Here is a 21,908-nt window from a genome sequence, read left to right as displayed (position 1 = left end):
CTCAAGCGGCCGCCTCGTGTGGACGCGTGGTTGCCTTGGCTGAACCGAGGATCACATGAGGCACGAATGGCGCCGTCACCACCGCCGCAGGCTTGGCTTCGTCTCTGCGGTAACTGGGAAGCATATCCGCAACAAGATTTAACACTCCCTCAGTGTCGCCGGCCCTCGCCAAGCGACGCAATTGCGAAAATCCCTTGCGAAGCGTGTCAAGCGGCATCGCGTTGGGCACGGCGCCCAAGACTCCGGAAATCGGAACGTCGACACGTCTTTCGCTTTCGTCGAAGAGTTCCTCGAACAGCTTTTCTCCCGGCCGGCAGCCGACAATCTTGATCTTGATGTCCTCATCCGGCCGAAATCCCGCGAGCTTGATCATGCGGCGCGCCATGTCGATGATCTTGATTGGCGCACCCATGTCGAGAACGAAGATTTCGCCCTGTCCGAGTTTTTTCTCCAGACCATGGGCCGATGCCTGCAAGGTCAGTTCAACCGCCTCGCGTATTGTCATGAAGAAGCGCTTCATCTCCATGTCGGTCACGGTCAGCGGACCGCCGTGGGCGAGTTGGCGCTTGAACAGCGGGATCAGCGACCCGCTTGAACCCAGAACATTGCCGAAACGAACGGTCATGAAGCGGACGGGGGTATCGCCGGCGGTGAAGGCGAGGTCCAGGGACTGGCAGTAGAGTTCCGCTAGGCGCTTGGTAGCGCCCATGACACTGGTCGTGTTCACAACCTTGTCGGTGGATATCTGGACCATTGCCTTGGCGCCGCAAAGGCGGGTCGCTTCTGCCACGTTCATAGTACCGATGACGTTGGTAAGAATGCCCTCACAGGGATTCAACTCGACCATCGGCACATGTTTGAGCGCCGCCGCGTGGAAGACCAGGTCAACGCGATGGCGTCGGAAAATCTCGCCCAGGCGAACAGGGTCGCGTACGTCGCAGATATATGGCTTCCGGCGCACATTCGGGAATTTCTCCGCCAATTCCAGATCGATGGCGTACAGATTGTACTCGCTGTTATCGATCAGGACCACTTCGGTGGGACCGAGCGCGGCAATCTGCTGCGTGAGCTCTCCGCCGATCGAGCCCCCGGCGCCGGTGACGACGATGCGCCTGTTTTCGATCATTCGGGACAATGCATCTTTATCAAGAACCGCCTGCGGCCTCTCCAGAAGGTCGGTAAGTTCGATGGGGCGCAAGTCGAAGCGACTCTGATATTTAGGATTGCGCAGTTCCAGGACCGGGGCGGGGCGAGAGACAGCGATGCCCAGACGGTCGGCCCGGTCGATCAGCGCTTCAAGCATCGGGTCGACGAGGCCAGGCACCCTTTCGGTGAAAATCACGTGGCGGGGCTTGATGCCGCGACCTTCCAGATCGCCGATGACCATGTCGAAGTCTTCGATGCTGCCCAGAACCGGCACGCCGCGCAGGAAATAGCCCTCTGTCGTTGCGCCATTATCGAGCACGCCGACCGGCCAATGGCGTGCATTCGGATCCCGCTGCAGCGCGCGAATATAAAGATCGGCCGCATCGCCTGCACCGATCAGCAGCACAGGGACCACGTCGCGTCCGTTTCTCGCTCTGTTCGCAGTCGGACCAAAGCGGCTTAGCTCAACGAGCTTGGAGCGGATGCGAACTGAAATAAGCAGCGGCACGAGCAACAGAAACTGGATCACTATCACCGAGCGCGGGATCGAATCGAGCCGTGTAGCCACAAACATCAGGAACACGAAGGCCAGCGATGTGACGAATGCCGCGCGAACGATACCGAGCATGTCGCCGACAGAAGCATATCGCCAGTTGCGGGTGTAGAGGCAAGTCACCGGGAAGACCACGGCGCATGTAAGCAGGAAGCAAGGGAGTGCGAAGAGCAACGAAGCGTGGCTTTCCGGACCGGTGAATTCTCCATCAAGGCCCAATCGCATGAATGAAGCAAACGACAGTGCCGCCAGCGCCAGGGCCAGATCGATGATGTAGAGATGAAGGTTCTTGCCAACGGCCTTGGCGCGCCCGGTCACCCGCCGGCGCAAGTAAGACAGCACATGAACAATCGTCCGCGGTTTGCTGACGAGACGGCCGAGAGCGATCGCAGTGGCCAGCAAAAGGGATTGGCCTCCCAGTGGACTGATTGCCTCAAACGGCTGATCTGACTGGCTCATTCTAGACCTCGACAAAGCTTAGCCGCCGCGCCCCAAGAGAGCGCGTCAAGAGATGCGGCTGTTTGAACTCGCAGGCACAAATCCGTGCCTGCCAGTCCCTTGCTCAATCAAGAACAGGTTGGCCTGCAATCGTTCGGATTCGAGGCTACGATCCTATCGCTGCTATGGGGCGCTTTACCCGCTTTCTAAGCAACACATGCTTTTGTGCATGGGGGGGCTATCGGAACTGCAAGCGGACTTTGCCGCGTTAATCCAAAGAGGTACTCCCATCAGTCCGGGCCAGCCAGCTAGCTAGGTCTCGCTGCACCGACGCAATGGCTTACAATGGCGGAGATTAAAATGGTCGCTTGAGTTTCGGTCCGGCGGTCCCGTTCTTCGGGCACTTCATTGTTGACGCCGCCAATGCGCCAAACTCACGCTAGCAGAGGAAGCTTTCTATGCTCGGACAGTTGAAGAACAATCTTCGCGACGCTACCTTTTTCCTTGGCGAAGCCGTCGTTCCAAAGAAAATACGCTACTCGGGTCCCCTGGGAGCGTTGCGCCGCCAGATGATCTTTTGGTCGCGAGACTCCTTTGTGCTTTCATACCCGAAATGCGGTAGAACGTGGCTGCGCACCATGGTTGGCCGCGTCATCGACAAACACTACGGCCTTAACCTGCAGAATCCGATGGAAATCCAGCATTTCTGGAAGATCTCATCGAATATTCCCTGCATCGGCTTTTCTCACGACGACAGCCCAAACCTTAAGCGTCCCAGCGAAATCCAGGTCGATAAGTCAAAATATTCAGGAAAAAAGATCCTATTTCTGGTTCGGGATCCGAGAGACGTGCTTGTTTCATATTATTTCGACGCAACGCACCGAATGAAGGTGTTTGACGGAACGATCAGTGAGTTTCTTGCCCAGGATGTCGGCAGCATTGATTCCATCATAGCGTTCTACAACGCTTGGGCGCACAACCGCGATAAGGTGAAGGCATTTCAAATGCTGTCCTACGAACATATGCGCCAAGCTCCAAAATCGGCGCTTCGCACGGCGCTAGATTTTCTGGGCATTCAGGGCGTGCCGGAGATGATCCTCGATGAGGCGACAACCTTTGGCTCTTTCGAGAATTTGCGAAAGATCGAAATGGCAGACGCTTTCGGTCACGAAAGAATGCGCCCGACGGACCAGTCGAATCCCGACAGTTTTAAGGTGCGCCGGGGTAAAATTGGCGGTTATGTCGACTATTTCAACAGAGACGAGATCGCTTACATGGATGAGAGAATTTCCAGCTCTTTGGACCCGTATTTCGAAATATACCACCGCAAGGCATAGCGTCGAGCTCTACTGCAAGGGGAAGCCTTGTCGCTTCCGTGCTGGGACGTCGCATAAGACTTCCCGGTCGAAAAAGTCCACGGCTCTTCCTTCGCCTGTCATCGGTCATTTCCCCACCGTGCTTTGATGGCGTCCATGATCAAAACGTTGAGCTTGGACGCCCCGGTCTCGCTGAGATGGTTATCGTCCCGATAAAAAATCTGAGAGCCTCGATTGGCGAAACAGCGCTGTTGATCGCAGAAGGCCTTCTCCGGATACACACGCACGAGATTTGGATCGGATCCGACATTATCGTATAATGCGTATGTCCGTTGCGTTCGCCGGCGGAAATCCCCGTAGGAAACCGAAATCGGGTCCGCCTGCATATAAGCTGCAGGATCGTTCTGGCGTCTGGCCCGCATGAGAAGCACCTGCGGGACGTTCCAACCCATCTCCGGGACAGGATAGACTAAGACAACTTTCACCCCGCGCTCCAGAAGTGTGTTTATGGTGCGGGAAATGGCCGTGGCGACTGCAGCCGGATCGGCGGGCCCGGTTTCACCCAGCTTGGCCAAATGCGGGTGATCGTCGCCCGGCTCGATTCCCCCCTCGCCATTGTTGTAACGGCTCTGCTCCACGAGAATGGGGAGACGCCACAAGAGCACGGCTATCGGTCGCTTCAGCCTGCCTACGTAGTCGAGCCTCTTGTCATTGTAGTCGCCTGGACAACCCGGTTGGTCCACGTCAACCCTTTGCAGACCGAGGAGAAATACGCAGCCGCCTCGATTGAGCGGTGTGAACGAGGCGATATCTCGGTAGTCATCGAGGCTGTCTCGCATCGGACCAAGCAGAGTGCGAGCGTGAGAGTCACCTAAACTAACAAGAGCATAGCCCTCGGGATTCGAGCCATGAAAGGTACAAGGGCCCTGTTCAGGCGCAAAGTTGAGACAGCTCTTCCCGTTCTGAAAGATCTGAGCCTCGCGAATATCGGATGCAGCGGCAATCGGGGCCAGGCCGTCCGCAAAACGGCTTGGCATGCCATTTTGGACATACCAGTAGTATCCGCCGCCGCTGAGTAACACGGCCCCCAGTGAGGCAATCAGCCATATAACGCGCTTGCTGGTTCGCTTTCTGCTGCGAGTCGGCATCTCAACGAAGCGGTAAGTCGCAGTGGCAAGTATGACAGACATCAAAATCCAACAAAATACCATCGTTCCATCGACAGAATTGGTCACACTCAATCTGCCGAAAGCAAATATCGGCTGGTGCCAAAGGTAGAGGGAATATGATATCAGGCCGACAAATACAAATGGCTGGGAGGAAAGCGCTCGTGTAATGGGATCGCCGTGCCCTGTATACCAGATAAGCAATGCCGTTCCTGCAACCGGGATCAACGTTACAAGTCCTGGGTGATGCCACTGCGGCCTCATCAGCGGCACCGAGCAGATCAGGAGCGCCAAACCGACCGCAGGCGCGACTCGCGAAGAGCGCATCGACACAAGCCGGCCGCCAGTCAATTCACGTCTTGCCAGAAACACCCCCAACCCTAGTTCCCAGATTCGGGTTGGCAGTAGAAAAAAAGATGCGTCCGGGAAATGCCGCGTCATCCACTCCGCAAGAATGAACGAAACGACGAGCCCAATGCACAGGATGGCTGTTAAAAATTTCCGAGAAAATTTCCACACCAGTAGAAGAAAGCAAGGGAAGATCACGTAGAACTGTTCTTCGACCCCCAAGCTCCAGGTGTGAATTAATGGACGAAAAAGATTGTCGGCTGCGTCATAGCTCGCAACATGCCAGAAATATAGATTGGAGGCTGAAAACACGGTTGCCAAAAGGCTCGCCGAATAGTCTCTAAAGGCACTCGGCAGCATATATAGCCAAGCGAAGGGGATCGTTACTGCTAAGACGGTATACAGCGCAGGTAGGATCCGTCTCGCGCGACGCTCGTAAAAATTGGCGAACGAGAAAGTCCCATCCATGACTTCCCGCTGTACAATCGAGCCAATCAGATAGCCGCTAATAACAAAAAAGACATCAACGCCAATAAAACCGCCCGCAAAGGGGTCAAGGCCCGCGACGCGAAGCCCTGAATGGTAGAGGATCACCAGAACGACTGCGATCGCCCTCAGGCCGTCAATTTCGCGGCGATATCCAACTTGACCGGCCGGGGTCGTGGCCACGATCCCACTCTGGGCAGCTCCCGTGTCTTGGTTCGCATTGCGAGCAGGATGATGGGCTTCGTACGGCAGACCTCGATCAATGCTGAGGGAACCATATGTCAATGGCGCAGCTGACTTTTCGTGAAACTCACTCATGTCAAAGGAGGCCCTTCCCTTGGATGCGTCTATCAGGATGCCGGCGTGCTGACGCTCGGATCGGCCTGAAGCTGCTGCTGCAGCTAGGTCGTTGTGCTTTTTGCGGCTCCGATGACAAGGAAATCGATGTGCTCACCCGCATTGCGAAAATCCTTTAACCGCCGATTTCGCTGGTTAGGTCGGTCGCCAAGCCGGCTTTGCGGGAGCAAAGCGCCCTGTCATAGATCTTCATGACATTTTCGACATGGCGGTGCGTGCTGTAGGAGAAGAAGGCGTGGTCGCGGGCTGCATCGCTGATCCGGGCCCAGAGCGGCGGATTGGACAGCAACCGCGATAGCGGCTCCATGAAGGCCCCGGCGTCTTCCGGTGTGACCAGAAATCCGGTCCGCCCGTTCTCGATAGCTTCCGGATTGCCGCCATGATCGGTTGCAACCACCGGCGTCCCAAGAAACATCGCCTCGATAAGGGTTCGGCCGAAGGGCTCTCCCATGGCGGGAACCACCAGAACATCCGTTGCCGCGAGGAAAGGTTCGATCGGGTTGCGAAAACCCATGAAGCGCACCGTTTGGCCGAGCCCGCGCTCGGCGCAGCGCACGCGGGCGGCCGCTTCAAGATCTTGCGAGCCCGCGGGTGAATTCCCGAACACGCAGCCGACGACCGGGATTTGCGGATGCTCCCGCACGAAACGATCAAGGATATCGATGAAGAGGAGCGGCCGCTTTCGTTCGATCAGCCCGCCGATGAAGCTCAGGACGCGTGTTCCTGGTGCAAGGCCTAGCTCGTCCAGAAGTGCGGCCTTGGCCGCGATCCTGTCAGGCACAGTCGACGGATGGTCGAAGGGACTATGGATGACGCTGAGCCGTCCCTTGAGGGATCTGATCGGATGCCGCGGTCGCGAAAATCGCGACACCGTCACCATGCGATGCGCGATGAGCGGCGCAAGCACGTTAGCGCCCTTGGCGTCGGGGTCGCCGCGATGATGCCAAACCAGCCGAGCACCTGCCAGCCTCGCCGCAATGCCCCAATTCACATGCGTCCTGCCGTCATTGGTGTGAACGATATCGAACTTCTGCTCCTTGATGAAACGCCGCATGCGCGGAAGCGTACTGGTCAGATAGGTCATGACATCGCCGGGGATTATTCCCTTTCCAGGCGAAGTCGTCGGCAGCGGAAAACCCGTGAAGGGCTGGCCCTCCATTTGCAGAAAGGCCGCCAGAGGCCCGGCCGTTTCCTGAAGCACCAGAATCGGAACGACCTTCGATGTATCGAGGTTCTGGATGAGCTTGAGCGCCGAGATGTGGCTTCCACCGACATCATCACCGATAAATGGAAAGCAAACCCGTATCGGCCCTTGGCTAGCTCCTCCAACCATCGCCTGTTACCCGGTCGCGGTTCCGAGGTAGCTGCCTCGTTCAAGGTAGCTGACGATCACTTCCGCGGCCTCCTCGGCGCTCAGATCCGGCGTAACGGTGATCTGTGGCGCTTCCGGGCGCTCATAGGGACTGCCGATGCCCGTGAAATTCTGGATCAACCCATTTCGGGCGCGTCGATAAAGGCCCTTCGGGTCGCGGCTTTCAGCGACCTCCAGTGGTGTGTCGATGAAGATCTCGATAAACTGCCCTGGGCCGAAGAGGTCGCGCGCCATCCGCCGCTCCGCCTGGAACGGCGAAATGAATGAAGTGAGCGCTATCAGCCCCGCGTCGACCATCAGCTTGGCGGCCTCGGCGACGCGACGAATGTTCTCCACGCGATCCGCGTCGGTAAAGCCGAGATCTCGATTCAAGCCATGGCGAACATTGTCGCCGTCCAGAAGGTAGGTGTGCCTGCCGATCGCATGGAGGCGCTTCTCCACGAGATTCGCGATCGTCGACTTTCCGGAGCCCGACAGGCCTGTGAACCACAGCACCACGGGCTTTTGACCTTTGGCGATCGCCCGCGCATTCATGTCGACATCCAGTGCTTGCCAATGGACGTTGTTCGCCCTGCGCAGACTGAAGTCGATCATTCCGGCACCGACCGTGTGGTTGTTGATCCGGTCGATGACGATGAACGCGCCGGTTTCGTGCACGTTAGAGAACGGGTCGAAGGCGAGCGGTGCCTGTGTCGTCAAGTTGACGAAGCCGACGTCGTTCTTCTCGAGGGTTTTTGCTGCCAGTTTTGCAAAATTATTGATGTCAACCCGGTGTTTTATCTGCGTAACGCTCGCACCCACCACGCTGGTGGCGAGCTTGATCAGATACGGGCGGCCGGGGATCAATGGATCCTCGTGCATCCAGAGCAGATGGGCCGCAAACTGGTCTGACACTTCCGGGCGCTCCGCCGCCCCCGCCAGGACGTCGCCGCGAGAAACGTCGATCTCGTCTTCGAGCGTCAGCGTGACAGCCTCGCCGGCCGCTGCCTCCGACAGGTCTCCGTCCTGGGTGACGATGCGCTTGACCAGGCTCGTCACGCCGGACCGTGCCACGACCACACGGTCTCCCGGCCGGATCACGCCGGCGGCGATGGTGCCGGCAAACCCGCGAAAGTCGAGGTTCGGGCGATTGACCCATTGCACCGGCATCCGGAAAGGCGCGCTACGGCGGTCTCGTTCCACCTCGACGGTTTCCAGATGCTCGATGAGCGTCGGGCCCCGATACCAGGGCAGGTTCTCGCCTTTCGAAAGAACATTGTCGCCATAACGCGCCGACAGCGGGATGGCATCCAGAGACGCGAAGCCAAGCGGTTCCGCGAAGCTTCGATAGGTCGCCTCGATCTCGTCGAATACCGTTTGCGAATAATCGACCAGGTCGATTTTGTTGACCGCAAGGACGACATGCCGGATTCCGAGCAGCGAAACGATGAAGGAATGTCGGCGTGTCTGGGTCAGAATGCCCTGCCGCGCATCGACAAGAATGATCGCCAGGTCGGCATTGGATGCGCCAGTAGCCATGTTGCGGGTGTATTGCTCATGGCCGGGCGTGTCGGCGACTATGAATTTGCGCCGTTCCGTGGCGAAGAAACGATAGGCCACGTCGATCGTAATGCCCTGTTCGCGCTCGCTGGCCAGACCGTCGACCAGAAGGGCGAAGTCGAGATCGCCGCCGGTTGTGCCGTGGCGTTGGGAATCGCGGGTAAGTGTGGCAAGCTGGTCTTCCATCAGCAGCTTCGTGTCGTAGAGCAGCCTGCCGATCAGCGTCGACTTGCCGTCGTCCACGCTGCCGCATGTCAAAAATCGCAGCAGGCTCTTCTTCTCGTGGACAGCAAGATATTGCGAAGTGATCTCGTCTATCGAAGAAGATTCGAGTTCCGCGGTTTGAGCAAAACCCAGCATCAGAAGTACCCCTCGCGCTTTTTCTTTTCCATCGAGGTTGCCTCGTCATGGTCGATCAGCCGACCTGATCGCTCGGAGGTCCTCACGACAAGCATTTCCTGGAGCACTTCGGGAACAGACGCGGCAGTGCTTTCAGTGGCCGCGGTGAGGGGATAGCAGCCAAGCGTGCGGAAGCGTACCGAGCGCATTTCGGGGGATTCGCCTGGGCGGAGCGGCAGACGATCGTCGTCCACCATGATCAACTGTCCGTCGCGCTCCACCACGGGGCGTTTGGCCGCGAAATACAGCGAGACGATGGGGATGTTCTCCCTCATGATGTACTGCCATATGTCGGTTTCGGTCCAGTTCGAGAGAGGAAAGACCCGGACGGACTCCCCTGGTTTCAGCCGGCCGTTGTAGAGGTTCCATAGTTCCGGGCGCTGGTTCTTTGGATCCCAGCCATGGCTATCGCTGCGCAGCGAAAACACCCGTTCTTTCGCGCGGCTCTTTTCCTCGTCGCGCCGCGCGCCGCCGAAAGCGGCGTCGAAGCCGAGCGAGGTCAGTGCCGATTTCAGCGCCTCCGTCTTCATGATCTGCGTGTAGGTCGACGAGCCATGTGTAAATGGCGTGATCCCTTCGGCCAGGCCGGCCTCGTTGCGACGCACCAGCAGCTTCAGGCCAAGCCGCGCGACAGTCTCGTCGCGGAAACGGATCATTTCTTTGAATTTCCACGTCGTGTCGATGTGGAGAAGGGGGAACGGCAGTTGCGACGGATAGAAGGCCTTCATCGCGAGATGGAGCATTACGGCCGAGTCCTTGCCCACCGAATACAACATCACCGGGTTGCGCAGTTCGGCGACGACCTCGCGAATGATATGGATTGATTCAGCCTCGAGTCGTTGCAGATGTGTGAGCCACGAAGGAGAGGAAGGCGAGCGCCGCTGCGCTGCAGGCAAAGTGACCAGGGCTTGAGGTGCCTGGGCTTGAGGCGCAAGAGCTTGAGGTGCAAGAGACATCTAGATCGCCTTTGAAGGGGCAAGACTTGCTTGGTTGAGAGCGTCCGCCGGCGGGGTTTGCCGGTCGGGATGATGGGCGGTCTTGAGCGCCTGTCGCAACGAAAGCGCCAGGCCGAAGGCCCACAGAATGCCCAGGACGATATGGGCAATATTGCCCCCCATCGCGCCGATCCGCGGGATGAGCAGGAGGGCCGTCACGTGGAAGGCGGCTGTGGCAACGACAACAATGCGCAACACCTCACGTTGCCGGCCCATGGCAAGCAGCGCCGAGCGGGCGGCTGAGCCCGAAAGCACGAACGTGACCGCCACCATCTGCACGATGACGAGGCTGGCTGCGCCTATGAACTCCGGTCCCGCGGTCCAGGCGAGCAGCGGCCGGATGAGCACCGCCACGACCAGGACGCTAATGACGCCAAAGCAGAGCAGCATGGCTTCGGTCTGAAAGATCACCCGCTTGAATTCCTCGATGCTGCCTTTTGCCCAAAGGCGGGCGACATCGGGATAGAGAACGTTTTGCACCTGCGGGCCTACTTGCTGGCCGACGCGGCCTATACGCTTGGCGATCTGGTACAAGCCAGCCGAGGCCGGGTCGGCTAGCCATCCCACCAGCAGCGTATCGAGTTCTTGCGCGCTCGCGCGCAAAGTGAGTGAGATGTTCGACGACCACGCGAAATTCCAGATGCCAGGGAAGCGGCGTGTGATGCCGGCCAAAGGCGCGCCCAGGACATTGTGGACACCCTGCCTGTGTAGCGCGCGCATGGTCAGCGTCAGGAGCGCCAAGGAGCCGAGGATCTGCGTTCCGGCCCAAACCGCCGTGAAGTAAGCGAGATCGCCGTTGAGCAGCACGCCGAGCAGACACAGCAATACGCGCAGAACGGCGTTGAGCAGCTGCCCATAGGCGAGGAGGCGAAAGTTGCCGGCCATGCGTTGGACAGCCACGGGGACGCCGGAAATCTGAAATAGCAGAACGCTGGAGTAGAGAACAAGAAGATGCACAATTTGCGTCGACCAACCGAAAACCGGCGCAATGAGAAGGGCCGCGCCAATGGCGACGACCCAGGCGCTGACAGCGGCGCCGACATCGATAAGCAGGCCGAACTTCATGAGGACGCGCAAATTCTCGTGGCCCTCGGATGCGTTCATGCCGGCTGCGTATTTGATAATTGGCTGCCACGACTGGAAGCTGACAACGCGCTCGACGACCCTTGTGAACGCGATGATCAATGCAAGCTCACCATAGTTCGTCACGCCAAGCGCTCGTGCTGAAAGCGTAAAGGCTACAAGCGCCAGCAATGAGCCAAGAAAATTGCCGGTCAGAAGGTGTGCGATATTGGCCAGGCGCGTGCGGCCCGCACTCTTGCGCCTGGCAGCTTGCAGCACCCGTCGAGCCAGTCTTCCGATCATCGCAACCGTAGCCAAAGTCGCCCCGCTCATTCTTGATCGGCAGTACGCGTCCCTTGGTCGTTCTCCGGGATTGTTTCTGCCGATGCATCCATCATCGGCAGAAACCAGAAAGCCGCCACGACCAAGTTTGGTCCTGTCGCAACCCCAATAAGCTAGGACTTGATCGCCGCTACGACCGATGGCCTACCCCATTAGCGGTAGCAGCTTCATGGCCGTTTTATCGCTAAATATATGCGGAACAAAAAAGTAGAACTATAATACATACCGAACTAATAAAGAGAAAATTGCCTAGATATTTGGCTTTGTAAATTTAAATAAAAGCAAACGGCTCCATATCCTATTAATCTCCTCGGGATGAAGCACGACATATATGGTGCGCCTCTTTCGCTGTTGGTCGAGGATTGATCTAAGGTTGGATCCGGTAAGAGATATGCCGAAATCCGACGGGCCCGAATAGGCTTGGCCGAGCATGCGATCCAGCATCAACTCTCCCAAGGCCGGAGTGTAACGCGCAGAGCTCCAGTACCACCGCATCGTCTGATGACGATCGCCCGGATCCGGAATGTCTTCCATTGTAACGGAGTTATAGCCGCTAAAATCCCACAGTTTCACTTCAGACGTGGCTGTCTTGGATGCGTTGACCTGACTTACGGTATACGTCAGATCCACACGCCAGCGGTCGTAAACCGGGAGTAGCCCCATGGCCCTGAGTGCTTCCATCTGACGAGCATGTATCGGCGAAATGAAGAGCGTGACGTCTACTCCAGCGGCGGTGAGACGATCCAGCAGGTCATGCAACAGGCCGATTCTGGTGATGTCATAATCGAAGCTGCCGGGAGACGAAAACTCCGCCATCAACCGATTCAGCCTCTGGTCGGACACCTGTCTGTAGCTGTAATTATGTGCCAACATGATCTGGTGAAAACCGTCTTCCTTGTCGGTCTCCCGAAATCCAATGCTGTTGGCGTGCACCGTCCGCAAAGCGTCGATAAAGCTTTCGGGGGAGAACAGGGACCGCGCATAGACGATAGGCATTGGAACTCCGGCAAAGCCGGACTCCGGAAAATCTTGGGTTTCCGTTCGGTCCGCCTCAAACATGGAGAAATCGAGATTGACGATCATCCGGCGGGGTGCGCCGTGAGCCAGGGCGAACATGCCAATGTCATAGAGTTCGACCATGCTCGCATGCGGAACCGCGGCATTGTAGGCCTTCAGCCTAGCTAGGCTCGGTCCGGCGGGATCAAGCCCGACGCGCGCCCGCGAGCCGCCGAGGATCAAAGTGTCGTAGTCGGTGAGCCATAGACGTAGTGAGCGCTCGGCTGTCGTACCGATCGAAAGGCGATGTGTCTTTTCGGCATTGAAATCAGGAATCTCCAGATGATGGTTGATCCCATATGGATCGACAACAAAAACGAAAGCGGCAGTCCCAAGTTCTAGCAGAATACCGATGGCTGCAACCCTTGCGGCCAACCGTGGCAGGCGCGATCCAGACGTCCTCAACGGCCCGCCCGACTGCAAAACCTGCGAGCCCATGAACTCGGGCATGGTGGCGTGTCCCGCGGCGCTGATCCCCTCTCGGGTGAAGATCTTGTAAAAGGTCAGGCAGAGAATTTTCAGGTCAAGTGCGAAGGTCCGGTGATCGACATACCAGACGTCCAGGACGAAGCGGTTCTCCCAATCAAGTGCGTTGCGGCCGTTCACCTGCGCCAAACCTGTGATGCCGGGAATGACTTGGTGACGACGCGCCTGCTCAGGGCTATAGCGGGGGAGATACTCCATCAAGAGGGGACGAGGCCCGACGAGGCTCATCTCACCCCGCAATACATTGATCAATTCGGGCAGCTCATCAAGGCTGCTTGCGCGCAGAAAGCTGCCAAAGCCAGTCAGCCTGTCAGCATCGGGAAGCAGCCGGCCATGACGATCCCGACGATCGGTCATCGTTCTGAACTTGATTATCTTGAATGGTTTCCCGTGCAGGCCGGGACGTTCCTGGCGGAAAAAAACAGGCCGCCCAAGAAGCAGCGCGACTGCTATCGAAAGTACCGCGATGAAGGGCGACATCAGCAGCAGAAGGCAGGCGGCACCGAGCAGGTCGAACGTGCGTTTCATGAGCGATGCTCCTTTCATCAGCATGCCTGCCGCGGCTCGCTGATACGTCCTCTGGCCAACCGCAAGGCTTCGTAGTGGTCAAAAGCCAAGCCACGCCACGGGACACAATCTCGAAAGTCTACATGTAGCCTTGTGTCTTGAGACCGATCCCAATCAGGGACGATGTGCGGGCATTGCCTTCGCGCGACAGGTCGCCGCTTTTAGTTACATTGGCTGTAAAGTGCGCCTATCAAAGATCATTCTCCGGATGAACATCAGGATATGTGCGCCAGATTTGAAAACGCTCGAGGTGTTCTTGTCCGGCATTGGATATTTTTCATTCGTAGATCGCGAACCTGAATAACTGAGTTCGTGATCGATTGCCTTCATTTTCAGAATTTCGTCAAAGCGGAGTCCCATTTTTCCGCAATCTGCTGCATTGAGAACCGATCGATCGTTTTCCGGGCCGATCTACCCATTTTGTGGCGAAGAGCATTGTTTCGCATCAGGCATGCCATCGCGGATGCCAACTCGGCAACATCGTCGACTGGTACCAGCAGACCCGAAACGCCTGGTTCGATGATTTCGGATGGACCGAAATCGCAGTCCGTTGCGACGACGGGCAGGCCTGCCGCCATCGCCTCGATCAGCACGTTGGGAAAGCCTTCGTAGCGTGACGGCAGGACAAAGAGGGAGGCGTCGCGCGCCCATTCGCCCGGACGCTCGGTAATGCCGGCAAGCTTTACCCTGTCCTCCAAATCCAACGCATCGATCTGACGTTGAAGAAGAACCCGATCAGGTCCCTCGCCGAAGATTGTCAACGCCCATGCCGGAAATTCGCTGGCGACTTTAGCAAACGCCTTTATCAGCGTGTCGAAGCCTTTCTGTTCCACCAGGCGTCCGACGGCGACCAGGCGAAACATCTCATTGCCATGGTCTTTGTAGGCATCGGTCGCCTCGCACGGATTTCCCATGACCTCGCAAGGATTTCCGATAACGTGGGCTTTTTTTCTGAGCGTATCCGGAAGCGTCTTGACAATCGCATCAGTCTGCATGACGAGCCGATCCGCCTGTCGAAGTATGATGCCAGAAACGAGCCGCCAAGCGGCGTGTTTTTTCTGCGCTTTGGGATTGTTTCTTTCCGAGATAATAACCCGGATGCCAAGATTTTTCGCCGCCAGCAGGCAAAGAATATTAATCTTTGTTAGAAATGAAACGATCAGAGTGGGCTGAAGCTGCTTGAATTCCGCGCGCAACACGACCACGCGCCGCAAGCTGCGGACAAATCCGAGTTTCGAAAGCCGCGAAGCTCCATCCTCTACAAGTCTGTGGACGGTGACCTTCGGGTGCAGGGCAAAATAGCTCTTGTCTTGCTCTCCCACGAAAGCAAATAGATGGACTTCATCTCCGCGCCTGCATCGATCTGCGGCAAGCAGACTGACGACGCGCTCCGTCCCTCCTGCACCCAGGCCCGCCTGCACAATCGCAAGTCGCATTTACTCCCCTCTTAACGTCAGGACGTCGATGGATTATTTCCATACTTCTCGGCGATCTCCGCCAAGTTGCTGCATGGATTGGTGGAAAGGGATTCGACGACAGGAAGATCTCTCTTGATCGTCTCGCCTTGGCCGTGTTCATCCATGAATTGGCGGCGAAGTTCATACCAGCCGCATGCGAGCCGCGTTCCGCCACGGGCAAGCAGTTCGATCGCGGCTGGAGTTAGCCAGTCGATGCAGGTCTGCTCAATGAGTTCGGCTTGCGCATCACTAAGATGATCGGAAAAGCCGCCGACCTTGCCGGGACGCGCATGCTGGCTTTCGCCATCGTGGGCCGCTAGGCCGCCCGCCATCTCATGCTCACGCATTACATCGAAACGCGAGGCGTCGACAGAATCCTGAAGCGCGCGCACGGACGGTGTGTGGCCGAGAAATCTCAGGATACGCGTGCAGGCACCCATAGGGTCCTCCGTCAGTTCCCCATAGCCCAATACTGCACTTACGTGATGCTTTAGACCTCTACCCCAATCATTCAGATATACTATCAGAGCCGGCAGGCCTTGTTCGCGATCGGCAATGAACGCGTCCATGGTGCCTTCGAAGCAGCGTTTGTGACGTGTGGCATCGAAATAAGCTGACACGATTACGTCGCGCGGATCTCGAGTCATGAAGATGATGGGTCGGTTGAGAAAAAGCGAGCGTCTATAGGTGAGGTGCGAAACCAGGACGAGCGGCACACGATGGCGCTCATCTGTGTAACGAAAAGCCGGGATGCCCCTCGTCGGATCGAGATCGAAATCCGGAAGAACCTCGAACATTGGCGAAAGATGGACATTTTCGCCGTTGGCGTGGCGACGAAAGTATTCCGAAAGGATATGTCTAAGCTGGGTTGCTCCGGATTCGGGATAGGAGACAAGAAACGCGTCTGCGCCCGACGCAGCCCAGGTCATCCTGATCCGGGCGTCGATCTTATGCAATGTCAGACGGGTGGTCGTCAGCATGGTGACAGGTCTTCAGTCCTTGGGGATCGTAGCGCAGCATGTATGACGTCGCAGTCGAAGGACGCGATGGGCGGGCTGCCGGCCATGGCCTTGAGTGGTACCGCGCAATCTTCGTAGCGGGACGAAAGCACAAATGCGTCGGCGTCCAGAAAGCAGGATCGCCATGCGTAGCAGATCAGATCCGCCCTTCCCGACTGTAGTGGCGCTGCGATCCAGGAATGCCAAGCCGGCGAAGCTGTCCATCGCGTATTCCAATCCCGCTGTCGCAACCCCTAAATACCCAGCTTTCTTTGAAGGGACGAGTTGCACATAGGGATGCATCGCCGGCTGCCGTTTACCTCTAAAGGAGGACTTGGGCGCAGAAACGAAGCAGACAATAGAAGAGATCTGTGTCCATCTATCGCTCACGCCGGTGAGTTGGAGCCCTGAATTCATGCGCATAGCCTTTGTCGGTGCGGTGGAGGGATCTCGGGTCGCATTCGATGCCCTTGTCGAAGCTGGCATGACGCCTTCGCTGCTTGTCACCCTTGCGGGCGAAGCTTCCAAACGCCATTCCGATTTCGTCGATCTGGCGGGGCCGGCACGTCTGGCCGGGGCCGCGGTCCACCTGACCAAGGACATCAATGCGCCCGACACGATCGACAGGCTCGAAGCCGAGCGGCCCGATTTGACGATGGTGGTCGGCTGGTCGCAAATCTGCCGCGGCGAATTTCGCTCGGTCGCCCGATATGGCTCGATCGGCTTTCACCCGGCGCCGTTACCGCGTTTTCGGGGCAGGGCGGTGATCCCCTGGACGATCATTGCGAATGAAAAGGAGACGGGCTCGACTTTCTTCCGGCTCGACGAGGGTGTCGACAGTGGCCCTATCGTCCTCCAGAAGCTTTTTGCCGTGGCACCGGACGAGACCGCGCGCTCGCTCTACGACAAGCACAAGCAGGCACTGTTCGAGATGACGCCGCTTGTCGTTTCGGCGATAAGTCGTGACAAGGCCGTGGGCGTCGCGCAGGACGAATTCCTTGCCAGCTATTGCGCAAAGCGCACGGCCGATGACGGAATAATCGACTGGAGCGATGCTGCCGAGAATGTCCTTCGTTTCGTCCGCGCCGTCGGCGATCCCTATCCGGGCGCCTTCACTTTCACTGCCGGTGCCAAGATCGTGATCGACAAGGCGCGCATGTTTGCCCCGCCTGGGCGCCATATCGGGCTGACCGGCCAGGTCCAAACTCATACCGACAGCGGCTTTACAGTGCTTTGTGGAGACGGAGCCGCCATTGAGGTGACATCCTGGCATGGCGAAAGGCCCAGGATACATGCCAAGCTGGCCTCGGCATGACCAACCTGTGTCGCGCCAAGGACCTAGGCGCGTGCACGGAGCACAGGTCTGCGCGCTTCAGGCGGCGATTGTCGGCCGCGACGGCCGTTCTTCCAGATACCAGCGTACGAAGGCGGTCACCCCGTCCTCGACGCTGGTGCAAGGGCGAAAGCCCGTAAGGGCCTCCAGCAGGCGGGGGTCGGCATAGGTTGCCCGCATGTCGCCAGCCTGCATCGGCAACATCTTGCGGATGGCGCGTTTGCCCAGGCAGTTCTCGATCGTCTTGACGAAAGGCAGCAGCCCGACAGGCTCGCCGCCGCCTATGTTGACGACACGCCACGGCGCGACGGGTGACAGCGTGTCGACGACGCCGGGAGCGGACGCCGCGCGACCTGTCGCAGGCGTGCATTCGACGAGTCGGACGATGGCTTCGACGAGATCATCGATATAAGTGAAATCGCGCTTCATCAGGCCTTCGCCATACACTTCGATCGGACGGCCGTTCTCGATCGCGTCGACAAATTTGAAGAGGGCCATGTCGGGCCGGCCCCAGGGGCCATATACGGTGAAGAAGCGGAAGCATGTGGTCGGTGTTCCGAAGATATGTGAATAGGAGTGCGCCATCGCCTCCATCGCCTTCTTCGTGGCCGCATAGAAGGTTAACGGCCAATCAGCCTTGTCGGTTTCGACGAATGGCATCTTGTCGTTCGCTCCATAGGCCGAGCTCGTGGACGCAAGGAGCAAATGCCGGGGCTTGAGATCACGCGCAAGCTCAAGGACGTTGAACGAGCCGACGAGATTGCTGTCCGTGTAACTTCGCGGATTGTCGATTGAGTAGCGGACACCGGCCTGCGCGGCCAGATGCACGATCACATCGGGCCGGGCGGAGTCCGCGGCGCGGCGAAGGGCATCCAGGTCTTCCAGTTGGCCGATATGGGCGCGAAAGGCGTCGTATCTTTCAAGCAGGGCGTGTCGGGACTGCTTCAGGACGATGTCATAGTATGGCGTCATGCCGTCGAAGCCGGTGACGCGATGACCGTCGTCGAGCAGCCGGCGCGCCAGGTGAAAACCGATGAATCCTGCGGTGCCGGTGACCAGATACCTCATTCCGCGGCCGCGGCGAAAACTGCCTTGTCTCCGACCGCTCCCTCACCGATATTCACGTACTCGAAGCCGTGCTTGGAGATGTCTTCCCGCCGGTAAATGTTGCGCAGGTCGACCACCACCCGTTTCGACATCGTGCGGGACAGTCGTTCAAAATCCAGGGCGCGGAACTGATTCCACTCGGTCACGATGACCAGCGCGTCGGCGCCCTCGGCGCATTCATAGGCGCCTTCGGCATAGCTTACGCTTGTGCCGAGCACGATTTTCGCCTGTTCCATGCCTTCGGGGTCATACACTCGGACATGTGCTCCAAAATCGATCAAGGCCTGGATGATCGAGAGGGAAGGCGCTTCACGGATGTCATCGGTGTTGGGTTTGAAGGTAAGACCCAGCAAGGCCACTGTCTTTGCGCGGACATCTCCGCCGCAGGCAAATACGATCTTGCGCGCCATGGTGCGTTTTCGCTGGTCGTTCACGGCAACCGTCGTTTCGATCAGGCGCAATGGCGCGCCGCTGTCCTGCGCCGTCTTGACCAAAGCCAGCGTGTCTTTTGGAAAACAGGATCCTCCATAGCCCGGGCCGGCGTGCAGGAACTTTGAGCCGATGCGATTGTCGAGCCCGATGCCCCGCGCTACCTCGCGCACGTTCGCGCCCACGCTCTCGCAGAGATCCGCGATCTCGTTGATGAACGTGATCTTGAGCGCCAGGAAGGCGTTGGCCGCATATTTGATCAGCTCGGACGTGCGGCGGCCGGTAAACAGGATGGGTGCCTGGTTGAGATAGAGCGGCCGATACACCTCCGCCATCACCTCCCGGCCACGCTCGTCCGACGGGAGGCCGATAACGATCCGGTCTGGTCGTTTGAAGTCGTCGATCGCGGCTCCTTCGCGCAGGAATTCCGGGTTGGAGACGACGGCCACATCGGCTAGGGGATTGCATTGGCGAATGATCCGTTCGACCTCATCCCCCGTGCCCACCGGCACCGTGGATTTGATTGCCACCACGGTGAACCCGTGAACAGCGGCCGCGATTTCCCGGGCCGCTTCGTAGACATAGGACAGATCGGCATGGCCGTCGCCTCGCCTCGAAGGCGTCCCGACGGCAATGAACACCACGTCCGCATCGGCGACTGCCGCTGTAAGCGTGCTGGTGAAGGTGAGCTGGCCGCTCGCGGAATTCTTGTCGACGAGGTCGTCGAGACCTGGCTCATAGATCGGCATTCTTCCGGCCTGGAGATCGGCAATCTTGGCCTCCGCCTTATCGACGCAGACGACTTGATGGCCGAAATCAGCCAGGCAAGCGCCCGATACAAGACCCACGTAACCCGAACCAACAATCGCGATGCGCATGTAACCGCCACTCTGATGATGACAACTGACGCGATTAAGCCAGCAGCGGCCAAGAAAATGGAGTGCGCAATCGGATAAGACATTACCACTTCCGAGACCTGGTATGGGCCCGGACGGTCGTCTGGCGCGGTTTGACAACGCTAAGTGCTGATGGCCATTGCAAATGGACGAGACGAGATGATCTGGCGCGCAGCCACGCTCGGCTGCAAGCCGGCTGACGGCGCTTCATTGGCGCGTCGATTGCTTGAGTTCATTTTCCGTCAAAATTCCGGTCGGCGGCCGTTTGGTCTTTTTGCCATGCTCTTAGAGGTAGTTCGGTTCTCGCTTCAACTTGCCGTCCGGGAGCCGAGTCAGGAAATTGCCCTCGAACAGCCTCGCCTGAGCATGATAGATCTTTGTCCGGGTGAGACTGCGCGCTGGAGTGTTCTGCCGTGACGAACAACGCTAGGCAGAGCACGCCGAGGCCGGCAGGGCGTTTTTCCGGTCCATGCAATGGAATTGTTGCGGGTTGCGCGCGGTCGCATTTGCCGGCGAACACTCAAAGAATGTAGCTGTGCGCCTCGCTTTCCGTCGCACTGTCAGCCGCGGAGACAGGCTTGGCGAAGAGGAAGGCACCATCTCGCGAGAACAGATCCGCCGGCATCATCTGGAACTCGCGCTGCGAATGCGGGACATCCAATTCACGATCGACAATATGCCAGAGGCTGTTGAAGAACGATCCGTCGGCTTGCCTCATGCTTTCCCCCCGAAGCGGCTTTCTCGATGAGAAAACCGTTGCTGGATTGGCCCACATGTCGGCAATGGCGATATCGTAATAGCCGGGATGCGCGGCATTGGGTTTGATAATCGCGAAGGGCGTGTTCTTTTCCGGCCAGCCTACGCGGCCCACGGTCAGGCACTCTTCCGGCTCGGGCAATCTTGCCTCCACAAGATAGGCCAGTGCCGCATCGATGCCGCCGATTTCCGAAACGACGCACGATGTCAGTCCCGCGCGGGCAAGCTGCATCAGCTTTCGAGCCTCTTGTTCATCCATATCGGCCCATCTCAGGAAAGCCATCCATTGCTGGTGCAGGCAGTCGTCCTTGGCCTGGCAAAGAAGTCGTCCTGCCTCCAAAGCGGATTCGACCCTCCTCCTGTCCGCCTCCGCGAAGGCTTCCCGCGCAGGGCGAATTCGGCCGGCAATTTCCATCAGGTCATTTGAGATGTTTTTCATATCCTCCTCCCCAGGCGGATTTCTAATCTGATTTATGCGCTCCATGATGCGTTGGTTTTGTATTGCGTAGAAGGCCATCACGGGAACGCGTGAGATATCTTAGTGGCGTGGCCAACCTATTCTTTTGAGCAAGGGTCCCACTTCCGACTGTCGGCTGATCCGCGCGCGATTGTGTTCGCTACTACTTGCTGCCATAGCTTCGCTTTCGTCATTGTCGGCGTCGCCTGGTCCACACGACGACGTCTGCAAATTCTGCCGTCCGATCCGCCGAACGCCGTCTGCCGGGCGGTATGCGCGCGGTGGATGCTCGGGACCCAACGCTGGTCGCGACATGCAAACTTCTGGCTTAATTTTTCGACGATTGAAGAATGCGCGTACCCTATCATTTCGGTGATGGTGCTCATCCAACCAGACCTGGAGACCTGCGCAGTAAGGAGTAGTCAGAAGAGCTGGAGAAAGCCCGAATGACGGCGAAGGAAGAAAATCCACACGCCTTTGGGCGAATGGAAGTAGGCGCCGTATCTTTCAACGAACTTGCACGCCCAAGGCTCTTGAAGTCATAGCGAAGGGCAATCTGGCTTGAAGAGTGGGGCGATCCGGAACTCCATGACAGCAGTGGCCATCACAGCACCCGCTCGGGCGGGTTGGCGATTTCGACAGCCGAGCGTCATTCCGGGTTTCGGATTGACGCTCGGCTTCTCGCTTGCCTACCTGACCCTCATCATCCTCATTCCGCTGTCGGGGCTGATCTGGCGCTCCGCGGCGCTGGGCTGGACCGATTTCTGGGCGATCGCCACCGACCGGCGCACCATCAACGCGCTCCGCATCAGCTTCGGCACCGCCTTTGTCGCGGCCGCCGTCAATG

14 protein-coding genes and 1 pseudogene are annotated in these 21,908 nt (G+C 58.1%); 3 read left to right on the top strand and 12 right to left on the bottom strand.

From position 1 onward, the window contains the following. Nucleotide 1: 1 nt before the first annotated feature. The gene (locus FJ973_RS23770; protein WP_140557992.1) at nucleotides 2–2,158 is read right to left on the bottom strand and encodes a nucleoside-diphosphate sugar epimerase/dehydratase; all 2,157 of its coding nucleotides are present in this window, start codon (nucleotides 2,156–2,158) and stop codon (nucleotides 2–4) included. A gap of 437 nt (nucleotides 2,159–2,595) precedes the next feature. Here FJ973_RS23770 and FJ973_RS23765 point away from each other — a divergent pair, with 437 nt between their 5' ends. Next, nucleotides 2,596–3,474 (top strand): sulfotransferase domain-containing protein, encoded by an 879-nt coding sequence (locus FJ973_RS23765; RefSeq protein ID WP_140513519.1) that lies wholly within the window; start codon nucleotides 2,596–2,598, stop codon nucleotides 3,472–3,474. Between the two features lie 98 nt (nucleotides 3,475–3,572). On the opposite strand, the gene FJ973_RS23760 is transcribed toward FJ973_RS23765, so the two are convergent. From FJ973_RS23760 to FJ973_RS23725, 8 genes are all read right to left on the bottom strand, one after another. Beyond that, a complete protein-coding gene (locus FJ973_RS23760) occupies nucleotides 3,573–5,636 on the bottom strand; it encodes an acyltransferase family protein (RefSeq protein WP_181171809.1) in 2,064 nt (687 codons plus the stop codon). 289 nt (nucleotides 5,637–5,925) lie between these two features. Continuing rightward, entirely contained in the window at nucleotides 5,926–7,143 is a 1,218-nt protein-coding gene (locus tag FJ973_RS23755; RefSeq protein ID WP_140498434.1) for a glycosyltransferase family 4 protein, read from the bottom strand. Between the two features lie 6 nt (nucleotides 7,144–7,149). After that, nucleotides 7,150–9,081, bottom strand: coding sequence for a sulfate adenylyltransferase subunit CysN (gene cysN / locus FJ973_RS23750; protein ID WP_140513523.1), 1,932 nt, complete (start codon nucleotides 9,079–9,081; stop codon nucleotides 7,150–7,152). Further along, nucleotides 9,081–10,076: a sulfate adenylyltransferase subunit CysD gene (gene cysD / locus FJ973_RS23745; RefSeq protein WP_224619688.1), complete on the bottom strand. Its 996-nt coding sequence runs from the start codon at nucleotides 10,074–10,076 to the stop codon at nucleotides 9,081–9,083. Before cysD ends, cysN begins: the two co-directional genes overlap by 1 nt. Further along, on the bottom strand, nucleotides 10,077–11,480 hold the full coding sequence (locus FJ973_RS23740; protein ID WP_246675938.1) for a lipopolysaccharide biosynthesis protein: 1,404 nt from the start codon (nucleotides 11,478–11,480) through the stop codon (nucleotides 10,077–10,079). Nucleotides 11,481–11,768: 288 nt separating this feature from the next. Continuing rightward, on the bottom strand, nucleotides 11,769–13,589 hold the full coding sequence (locus tag FJ973_RS31775; RefSeq protein ID WP_140513525.1) for a sugar transferase: 1,821 nt from the start codon (nucleotides 13,587–13,589) through the stop codon (nucleotides 11,769–11,771). Nucleotides 13,590–13,960: 371 nt separating this feature from the next. After that, nucleotides 13,961–15,064, bottom strand: a complete 1,104-nt coding sequence (locus tag FJ973_RS23730; protein WP_140557989.1) for a glycosyltransferase family 4 protein — start codon at nucleotides 15,062–15,064, stop codon at nucleotides 13,961–13,963. Between the two features lie 17 nt (nucleotides 15,065–15,081). Continuing rightward, nucleotides 15,082–16,065: a sulfotransferase domain-containing protein gene (locus FJ973_RS23725; protein WP_140557987.1), complete on the bottom strand. Its 984-nt coding sequence runs from the start codon at nucleotides 16,063–16,065 to the stop codon at nucleotides 15,082–15,084. A 433-nt stretch (nucleotides 16,066–16,498) separates the two neighbouring features. On the opposite strand from FJ973_RS23725, the gene FJ973_RS23720 reads away from it, so the two are divergent. Continuing rightward, nucleotides 16,499–17,398 (top strand): formyltransferase family protein, encoded by a 900-nt coding sequence (locus tag FJ973_RS23720; RefSeq protein ID WP_140557985.1) that lies wholly within the window; start codon nucleotides 16,499–16,501, stop codon nucleotides 17,396–17,398. 57 nt (nucleotides 17,399–17,455) lie between these two features. Here FJ973_RS23720 and FJ973_RS23715 read toward each other — a convergent pair whose 3' ends face one another. From FJ973_RS23715 to FJ973_RS23705, 3 genes are all read right to left on the bottom strand, one after another. Next, nucleotides 17,456–18,484, bottom strand: coding sequence for an NAD-dependent epimerase/dehydratase family protein (locus FJ973_RS23715; protein ID WP_140557984.1), 1,029 nt, complete (start codon nucleotides 18,482–18,484; stop codon nucleotides 17,456–17,458). Then, nucleotides 18,481–19,830, bottom strand: coding sequence for a UDP-glucose/GDP-mannose dehydrogenase family protein (locus FJ973_RS23710; RefSeq protein ID WP_140525324.1), 1,350 nt, complete (start codon nucleotides 19,828–19,830; stop codon nucleotides 18,481–18,483). The genes FJ973_RS23715 and FJ973_RS23710 overlap by 4 nt, the downstream gene beginning before the upstream one ends. 538 nt (nucleotides 19,831–20,368) lie before the next feature. Further along, the gene (locus FJ973_RS23705) at nucleotides 20,369–21,043 is read right to left on the bottom strand and encodes a hypothetical protein (protein ID WP_140498426.1); all 675 of its coding nucleotides are present in this window, start codon (nucleotides 21,041–21,043) and stop codon (nucleotides 20,369–20,371) included. A gap of 606 nt (nucleotides 21,044–21,649) precedes the next feature. Between FJ973_RS23705 and FJ973_RS23700 the strand changes: the two are divergent. Next, nucleotides 21,650–21,908 (top strand): annotated as a pseudogene (locus FJ973_RS23700) (molybdate ABC transporter permease subunit); the annotation flags it as partial.

Source organism: Mesorhizobium sp. B2-1-3 (assembly GCF_006442495.1).
Lineage (GTDB): Bacteria > Pseudomonadota > Alphaproteobacteria > Rhizobiales > Rhizobiaceae > Mesorhizobium.
This window is presented reverse-complemented; position numbering and strand designations above follow the sequence as displayed.

Coding starts and splice junctions, on each gene's coding strand:
- FJ973_RS23770 (WP_140557992.1), bottom strand. CDS start 2,158: ATGAGCCAGTCAGATCAGCCGTTTGAGGCAATCAGTCCACTGGGAGGC.
- FJ973_RS23765 (WP_140513519.1), top strand. CDS start 2,596: ATGCTCGGACAGTTGAAGAACAATCTTCGCGACGCTACCTTTTTCCTT.
- FJ973_RS23755 (WP_140498434.1), bottom strand. CDS start 7,143: ATGGTTGGAGGAGCTAGCCAAGGGCCGATACGGGTTTGCTTTCCATTT.
- cysN (WP_140513523.1), bottom strand. CDS start 9,081: ATGCTGGGTTTTGCTCAAACCGCGGAACTCGAATCTTCTTCGATAGAC.
- cysD (WP_224619688.1), bottom strand. CDS start 10,076: ATGTCTCTTGCACCTCAAGCTCTTGCGCCTCAAGCCCAGGCACCTCAA.
- FJ973_RS23740 (WP_246675938.1), bottom strand. CDS start 11,480: ATGATCGGAAGACTGGCTCGACGGGTGCTGCAAGCTGCCAGGCGCAAG.
- FJ973_RS31775 (WP_140513525.1), bottom strand. CDS start 13,589: ATGAAACGCACGTTCGACCTGCTCGGTGCCGCCTGCCTTCTGCTGCTG.
- FJ973_RS23730 (WP_140557989.1), bottom strand. CDS start 15,064: ATGCGACTTGCGATTGTGCAGGCGGGCCTGGGTGCAGGAGGGACGGAG.
- FJ973_RS23725 (WP_140557987.1), bottom strand. CDS start 16,065: ATGCTGACGACCACCCGTCTGACATTGCATAAGATCGACGCCCGGATC.
- FJ973_RS23720 (WP_140557985.1), top strand. CDS start 16,499: ATGCGCATAGCCTTTGTCGGTGCGGTGGAGGGATCTCGGGTCGCATTC.
- FJ973_RS23715 (WP_140557984.1), bottom strand. CDS start 18,484: ATGAGGTATCTGGTCACCGGCACCGCAGGATTCATCGGTTTTCACCTG.
- FJ973_RS23710 (WP_140525324.1), bottom strand. CDS start 19,830: ATGCGCATCGCGATTGTTGGTTCGGGTTACGTGGGTCTTGTATCGGGC.
- FJ973_RS23705 (WP_140498426.1), bottom strand. CDS start 21,043: ATGAAAAACATCTCAAATGACCTGATGGAAATTGCCGGCCGAATTCGC.